Source organism: Rhodoferax sp. ZS1R8, assembly GCF_056521325.1.
In genome coordinates, this window is sequence record NZ_JBWMBA010000039.1 from 1 (window position 1) to 1,908 (window position 1,908).

The window sequence follows — 1,908 nt, forward strand, 5'->3', positions numbered from 1 at the left end:
TGAACCATGTCCTCAATGACCTGTACCTGCCCTTTGCTCAGTGCGGAGCCGGAGTGAACCTCAATCACGCCTTCGTCGTCACTGGCGGAATCCGCAAACAACGGAATAAAACTGATGCGCGGGCCCTCTTCCCCGGCCCACGCGTATTCGACCAGGCTGCGAGTCTGCAAACAGCGCAAACGGTCTTTCTCGTCCGCTAATTCCCGCAACGACTCAAAGTCCACACGCAAGGGATCAACAACTTTGCCACCGCCGCGCACATCCAGCGACGCAACCTCCAACCATCGCTTGACACCCTCTTCACTGAGGACCCGCGCAATGACCACCCGGTCTATGCGCAGCAGATCAATCAGGGCCTTGGAAAGGGTCAACTCCAGAAGCTCCCGATCCCGGTGGTCGGTCAGCTTGATGATGTGTTCGGTGAGTGTTGCCATGGCCGCATAATAGCCCTGAATCCAGTTCACGTCACCTTATCGCGGCCTCGCGATAGACCTGCGCTGCAGAAGCCTCGTCCTGACGCTGTTCGGCCATCTGGGCCAATGCCAGCCATGTGTCCCGTGCCAAATCGGAGTCTGCCAAAACGGCCAGTGATTGCTTGAATAATTGCTGCGATTTGCCCCAAAGACTCAGACGCATACACACCACTCCCGCCAAGTACTGCAGTACTGCGTCGCGCGGGTTACTCATTTGCGCGGCCTCTATGCGGCTCAACCACGCGGCGTCCGGAGCACCGTCGGGTGCCGCAAACCCGCGTTCCAACACGCGCGCCAAACGCACCCGCTGGGGCAAAGACAAGGCATCGTGGCGCTGCACCATAACGTCCCAAATGGGCAACAGCCATTGACGCGACACTTCCACTGCCCCACCGTGTGCAAGCAGCCGCTCCGCCGCCTCGAAGGCCACCTCGGGCACTTGTTGCTCCGCAATGTCCAATGCGTCCCAGACGCGCTGGATCTGTACGCTGTCGCGTGCGGACCGAATCAGCTCTATGGCCAGACCCCGTGCAATGCTCTTACCTGCGGCTTCGGAGTAGGCGCGGTGTTTGGTCAACAAGCGTACCGTCTCCAATGCCAATTGCAATTGCCCCGCTTGACGCGCAGCTCTGAAGCGCAGGCGCAAGGCCAGCGTGCGCCGGGACGCGCCTTGCGGCAGCTGGTCTAACCACTGCACGGCGGTCGTTGCATCACGGTCATCCAAAGCCCACTGGGCACCGCGCAGCTGCACACCCTCGCGGGCATCTTGTGCCTCACGCCCGCCGGCCTCTTGCAAGGCCTGCTGGAAATGGCTATCGCGCAGTGAACGGTTTTGCAAGGCATGGGCGCTTTCCGCCGCCAGCACATGCGACAACGTCCGCAGACGTCCACCATAGGCTAGGCGTTCACCACTGCGCTTGAGAGACTCCTCCAGTGAGATGACAAGTTCTGCCGCTTTGCGCGCCCTTACATAACGCCCTGCTACAAGGTGCAGCAGTGAATCCAGCAGGGTCGTGTGCATGGCACGTTCTTTTTGCAACAAACGCCAGTTGCGCGCCTGGTGCGGAATGTTGGTCAAGGCAGACAGGGCCCGCATGGCCAGATGCAAGGTCAAAAACCCGGCCGCAAGCAACAACAGAAACAGGTTCAACGAACAGAGCACTGGCCACAGCAACGGCGAACAGCGCCATCAACCACAGAGCGACACGCATACTCAGCGCCCCGCCGCAGCCGTTGCCAGGGCCGCCAATGTGTCCTCCACCCTGGGCAGCTCCAATGCTTTCAGCTGGCCGCGCACTTGCTGCAATTGCGCACTGGCGGTTTGTGTCTTGCGCGAAGACGCATCAAAATAACGACCAACCGCAACAGACGCCGCTGCAAGATCAGACCGCACCGCGTCAATCTGGCGTGATAACAACCCCAAACGGGCATTCAG

1 protein-coding gene and 2 pseudogenes are annotated in these 1,908 nt (G+C 60.2%); all 3 read right to left on the reverse strand.

Annotated features, from left to right (window positions below; genetic code table 11):
• A pseudogene (locus AC097P_RS23510) lies at nt 1–434 on the reverse strand (GGDEF domain-containing protein); the annotation flags it as partial.
• A 31-nt stretch (nt 435–465) separates the two neighbouring features.
• Nucleotides 466–1,623 carry a heme biosynthesis HemY N-terminal domain-containing protein gene (locus tag AC097P_RS23515; RefSeq protein WP_479612856.1) on the reverse strand — a complete coding sequence of 386 codons (1,158 nt, stop codon included), beginning with the start codon at nt 1,621–1,623 and terminating at the stop codon, nt 466–468.
• A 63-nt stretch (nt 1,624–1,686) separates the two neighbouring features.
• Nucleotides 1,687–1,908: pseudogene (locus tag AC097P_RS23520) on the reverse strand (uroporphyrinogen-III C-methyltransferase); the annotation flags it as partial.